The organism is Parasutterella secunda (assembly GCF_023336895.1).
GTDB lineage: Bacteria > Pseudomonadota > Gammaproteobacteria > Burkholderiales > Burkholderiaceae_F > Aphodousia > Aphodousia faecalis.
In genome coordinates this window covers 1-4797 of record NZ_JAMBLT010000019.1, presented here as the reverse complement: position 1 = coordinate 4797, position 4797 = coordinate 1, and the positions used below count along the sequence as shown (strand labels likewise).

The 4797-nt window shown below is 47.5% G+C and carries 6 protein-coding genes; 4 read left to right on the top strand and 2 right to left on the bottom strand.

All coding sequences use genetic code 11. The annotated features are described in order from the left end of the window. Positions 1 to 92 precede the first annotated feature (92 nt). Positions 93 to 533 carry a ferric iron uptake transcriptional regulator gene (gene fur, locus M3080_RS09060; protein ID WP_249092805.1) on the bottom strand — a complete coding sequence of 147 codons (441 nt, stop codon included), beginning with the start codon at positions 531 to 533 and terminating at the stop codon, positions 93 to 95. 200 nt (positions 534 to 733) lie between these two features. Between fur and M3080_RS09055 the strand changes: the two genes are divergently transcribed. From M3080_RS09055 to M3080_RS09040, 4 genes are all read left to right on the top strand, one after another. Continuing rightward, complete coding sequence (locus M3080_RS09055; RefSeq protein ID WP_249092804.1) at positions 734 to 1246, top strand: outer membrane protein assembly factor BamE; 513 nt, start codon at positions 734 to 736, stop codon at positions 1244 to 1246. 27 nt (positions 1247 to 1273) lie between these two features. After that, the gene (locus M3080_RS09050) at positions 1274 to 1504 is read left to right on the top strand and encodes a hypothetical protein (RefSeq protein ID WP_022472647.1); all 231 of its coding nucleotides are present in this window, start codon (positions 1274 to 1276) and stop codon (positions 1502 to 1504) included. Positions 1505 to 1519: 15 nt separating this feature from the next. Further along, positions 1520 to 1855 (top strand): cell division protein ZapA, encoded by a 336-nt coding sequence (locus M3080_RS09045; RefSeq protein ID WP_022472648.1) that lies wholly within the window; start codon positions 1520 to 1522, stop codon positions 1853 to 1855. Positions 1856 to 1920: 65 nt separating this feature from the next. Continuing rightward, the gene (locus tag M3080_RS09040; RefSeq protein WP_249092803.1) at positions 1921 to 2631 is read left to right on the top strand and encodes a UPF0149 family protein; all 711 of its coding nucleotides are present in this window, start codon (positions 1921 to 1923) and stop codon (positions 2629 to 2631) included. Here M3080_RS09040 and mnmC read toward each other — a convergent pair. Further along, positions 2628 to 4565: a bifunctional tRNA (5-methylaminomethyl-2-thiouridine)(34)-methyltransferase MnmC2/FAD-dependent 5-carboxymethylaminomethyl-2-thiouridine(34) oxidoreductase MnmC1 gene (mnmC, locus tag M3080_RS09035; RefSeq protein WP_249092802.1), complete on the bottom strand. Its 1938-nt coding sequence runs from the start codon at positions 4563 to 4565 to the stop codon at positions 2628 to 2630. The two genes, M3080_RS09040 and mnmC, sit on opposite strands and share 4 nt — an antisense overlap. Positions 4566 to 4797 lie beyond the last annotated feature (232 nt).

The following is a 4797-nucleotide window of genomic DNA, read 5'->3' as shown; positions in this document are numbered from 1 at the left end:
AATCGCCCCGGTGGAGCGAGTGCCAATTCCTCTCGCGATTGAAATCGCAAGTTTCCTTGGCACGATACTATGAAAAAACAGGAAAGCGCTGTCTATTTGGCAGCGTTTCTTTCTTGGCATTCCTTACAAATGCCATAAAGACAGAGCGTGTGGTGATCAAGCGTGTAGCCGAATCGGGAGGCAATTTCTTGTTGCCGTCTTTCGATTTCCACGTCCACAAATTCTTCAATTTTGCCGCATTGCAGACAAACCAAATGATCGTGATGCTCGGGCTCTCCGAGTTCGTAAGAGGCGCTTTCTGTATCAAAGTGATGACGCCTCAGAAGACCGGCAACTTCAAATTGGGTCAATACACGATAGACCGTGGCCAAACCCACATCTTCACCTTCCTCTTTGAGTTGAGAGAAAACCTCATCGGCTGTTAAGTGACGCTTTTCTGTGAGCGCCGCTTTTTGAAACAAAGCTAAAATACGAAGACGCGGAGCTGTCGCTTTTAAACCCAAACTTTTTAAATCACTCGGATCGTATCTCAATTGATCAACCTCTATAAGCAGGTAAGAATATTTGGCACACCCAAGGCCAGCGATTTTTTAATCATAACACGGCGATTTTGGCCAGTGAATGTTGAATTCACTCAGAATGTCAAAAAAATCACTATTCCTTAAGCGCAACTGTGCGCATTAGTTTATCATTCAGGGATCAGAGACTAACGCACTGAAACGACGTGTCACCTATGTACAAGAAATGTTTGCTGACGGGCGCCATGGCGGCTACGCTCGCGTTGAGTGGTTGCGCCCAAGTGGAATCAAAGTGGGATGCTTTCAATGAATGGTTCCAACCTACCGAAGCCCTCACGTCCATAATCAAACCCTATCGTCCGGATACCCATCAAGGCAATTTGGTCACCAAGGAAATGGTCGATCAGCTCCACCTCGGCATGACGCAATTGCAAGTCCAATTCCTTTTAGGGGTTCCGCTCTTAAGAGACATGTTCCACCAAAACCGTTGGGATTATCTCTATTACATCAATCCCCGTTTTGGCGATCCAGAAATGCGCCGCTTAACTGTGTACTTCGATGATACGGGGCGTCTTACCCGTTATGAATTCACCCCCATGCCTGATGAAACCCAAGCCGACCAAATGATTTTGGGCGATAAGGAAGTCTTCAAGGCTGATAATTCTGATTTAACAGTCGTCGACCAGGCTCAAAAAGCCCAGGAAGATGTGGAGCAAAATGCTCTTTAAATAAAAAAAGCTAAAGGACAACAAAAAATGCAAGAAAAGCTTGAACTCTTAGCCGATCGCGTTCGTGCCCTCATTCAGGAAGTCAATGACTTGCGCGAACAAAACGCCCAACTGCAGGCTCTTTTGACTCAAAAAGAAAATGAAGCCGGTTTGACTAAGGCTGAAACTCAAGAAGCCATCGAACGTTTGGACGCTTTGATTCGCTCTATTGAGAAGGCCCAACAAACGGTCCCTGAAGACCAACCGATGAATTTCTAATGAGTTCAGAAAACCATGACTGCGCGTAAAACCTTAACCTTGACCATCATGGGACGTGATTATCGTCTTGCGGTGGCTCCCGATGAGGAAGCAAATTTGCGCGCCTGCGCCGAGCTTGTGCAAAGCAAAATGCAAGAAATTCACCAACCGGGTAAGGTTTTTTCACCTGATTCGGTTGCAGTGCTCGCCGCGCTGCGCATCGCTTATGAAAATCTGATTCAACGTCAGGCGGTCGAAGAAATGAATAAGGCCGTTGAAGATATGAATCGTTCCAAGGGGCAAATTGACTCCTTGATTGCCTTGTGTGATAACACACTGGCAGATAAGGCTTCCGACAACGGCGCCCAATAATGAATTTGTGATGACTCACTCCAAGCGCCGCCCATATCTGCGGCGCTTTTTTCTAAGATTTCACCATGACTGAAAACTTTCGCCCTTTGACCGATGAAGACATCAACCAACTCGATGACCTTTTAGCAACAAGCAGTTGCGGAGAGGATACGTTTGATGTCAGCATGCTTGACGGCTTTTTGTCCGCCATTGCCCTTTTAAACCCACCGCTCAAAGAAGACTCAGAGTGGTATCCGTACATTTTCAATGAAGAAGGGAGTGCTTGCGAAATCGATGAGCCGGAAACTGTTAAACGTTTGATCACTCAACGCTTACAGGAAATCCGTGCTTTCCAAGCTCAAAGACAATTTTACAACCCCATCATTTTCCCGCTTGAAGATGAGGACGGCAAGCAAGTCACCGGTCCCGACGGATTGGTGGCTCTTGAACCGTGGGCAATGGGTTTTTACAACGCGCTTGCCCAATATAGCGACCGCGTGGATGTGACTGAGGCCATCGAAGCCCAGTTATGTCGGATTCATCGCTTTTTAGAGCTCGATGAGGAGGATCCCGATTATCAGCAAAACCTGGCGATCCGTCAGGCAGTGGAAAAGGAACACCCCGTCCACACTCTGGAAGAAGGGATGCTTGAGATGATGCAGGGTGTCATTGAAATCGCCAAACTCAATTTGCCCAACAAACCGATCAGCCGCGCAACACCTAAAGTCGGACGAAATGATCCCTGTCCTTGCGGATCAGGGAAAAAGTATAAAAACTGCTGCGGTAAAAACGCTTAACGGACTTTTCCGTTGAACCACTGGCGCTTTAGATATCTCTGAGGCGCCAGCGTTTTTATGAGCGCGGGATCAGCCGGCAGCGGCGCTCCCGTCATCATAGAAGTCAGCATCTCAGCGCAAAGCACTGACATCGATAGTCCTCTGGATCCCAAACCGGCTAAAACCCACAAGCCTTTGTTTTCCCAACATTTGGAATCTTGCGGAATATGTTCTGAAGCATTCCAAACCGACAGCCAACGGGACTCATCTACAGAAGCCCCGACAACGGGAACTCGACCGGGACCGGCTGCCCGTACTCCGCAATAGGCTCCGGTTACAACCACAGGCAAATGATCTACCAGTAAAGTATCCAACTTTTCGAGATTGGCTAAGTGCGCTTTCTGCTCTGTCCATGAACCCGTTCTAGGCAATTCATAGGTAGCCCCTACTCCACAGTATCCATCCTCCATGTGAGCGATGTAGCCTTCACCACTTACAGGGCACTTCAGATCCCCAAAGTCCGTGTCGCGTAGTAAAGTGATGCGGCCCGGCAGCAAGTCAAGTCCCAGATGGGGCTCTTTTAACAGATCGGAACTGGCGGTTGCGGCGCAAACAACCACATTGTCCGCTTCATCGATAACCTCGCCAAATTCACCGATGAGCTGCCACTTTTCGCCCTTTTTGTCTATTGAACGCGCAGTGGTATTGCCTCGATAGGGAACTGCACTTGCAGCAATCAACGCTCTGCAAAATGCACCGGCTCGGGCCATCCCGGCCATGGGGAAATACCATCCGCCTCTTTTTAACTCCAGGCCAACGATCTGACTGGCCTCTTGCCGATTAAGTAACAAACCATAATTTTCAGGAATTTTAAAAGGCTTATTGTCGGCAACCGCTTTCAACCAATCTTCATAGATCGTATCCTTATGCGCCATTTGAAGGCATCCAAGCTCTTTAAAAAGGCATTCCCCTGTTTGAACTTCTAATTGACGTAAGCGAGAACGTGTCATGAAAAAACCTTCTCGCGACAATTTGGATAAGGGACTGTCGTCACGGGTAAAGTGCGGATGCAAGATTCCCCAAGGCAGAGCACTGGCCGCCGCTCCGGGGACTGCAGCCTCATCAACGACTCGAACATTAATACCTTGAAGCGTGAGACTATAAGCTAAATTGGCTCCGGCAAGACCGGCTCCGACAACGATGACTTCATTAATGGGTCGCAAAATATGCTTTGTCCGCTTCGCTTTCATCACGCCAAAAAGCCGTTCACGCTTTTTGCCAAAACCCTTTTTCTTTTCCAGTGCAAAGCCCGCGTTGGTAAGAGCCCTTCTCACATCCCCTTTTGTACACCACGTTGTTACCGTTGCGCCTTCTTTGGCGTAGCGCGATAAATCCCGTAAAAGTTCAGAATTCCACATTCGCCAATTTTTATCAGGACTGAAACCGTCTAAAAACAAAGCGTCATAACTAAGCGACAATTTTTTAGCTAGCTCCATGCTGTCGCCAAAAACCAAAATGAGCCGTACACGTCCCTCATCAAAAGACAGCGTGTGGTAACCGGGAAGACAAGGCGGCCATTGTTTAGCAAGCTCTTTAGCTTCTTCGCTCACTTCTGGCGCTGAGAGTGATTGAATTTTTTGATCAGTGACCGGAAAGCACTCAAGAGAGACGTAATTTAAACGTTTGCTGCGATGGGGATCATTTCTCCAGGCTTTTAATGTCGCTAAAAAGTTGGTTCCTAACCCAAAGCCATTTTCCAAAATAGTAAAACTTTCCTTATCGGCCCAACGGTTAGGAATATCACCTTCGGACAAAAACACGTGGCAAGCCTGACCATAAGCTCCACTTCGAGTGGCATAAATGTCTTCAAATTCCGGTGAATAAGCCTTACCGTCTTCAAGCTCCACCCGAGCAGGTCTGACTTTTAGGGTTGCATTTGCACGGTTAAATATCATTTATAAATTTCTCATTATCACTACGGTTCAGAGTTTAACAAACGCCAAACCGTACGATGATCCTTAGATCTAGTCAATTTAATGTGATCGTGAAGACTTGAGAATAAAGAACATGACAGTGAGTGCGGCCGGGACGGTGGAAGAGCCAGGTCATAATGTGGGTCAAAAATCGGGCTTAAACCGAGCGATATTGGATCAGGCATGGGGGAAATTTTTCCAACGATTGGAGTGG

Bases quoted from the DNA above. Each gene is read 5' to 3' on its own strand.
- M3080_RS09055 (WP_249092804.1), top strand. From the start codon at position 734: ATGTACAAGAAATGTTTGCTGACGGGCGCCATGGCGGCTACGCTCGCG.
- M3080_RS09050 (WP_022472647.1), top strand. From the start codon at position 1,274: ATGCAAGAAAAGCTTGAACTCTTAGCCGATCGCGTTCGTGCCCTCATT.
- M3080_RS09045 (WP_022472648.1), top strand. From the start codon at position 1,520: ATGACTGCGCGTAAAACCTTAACCTTGACCATCATGGGACGTGATTAT.
- M3080_RS09040 (WP_249092803.1), top strand. From the start codon at position 1,921: ATGACTGAAAACTTTCGCCCTTTGACCGATGAAGACATCAACCAACTC.
- mnmC (WP_249092802.1), bottom strand. From the start codon at position 4,565: ATGATATTTAACCGTGCAAATGCAACCCTAAAAGTCAGACCTGCTCGG.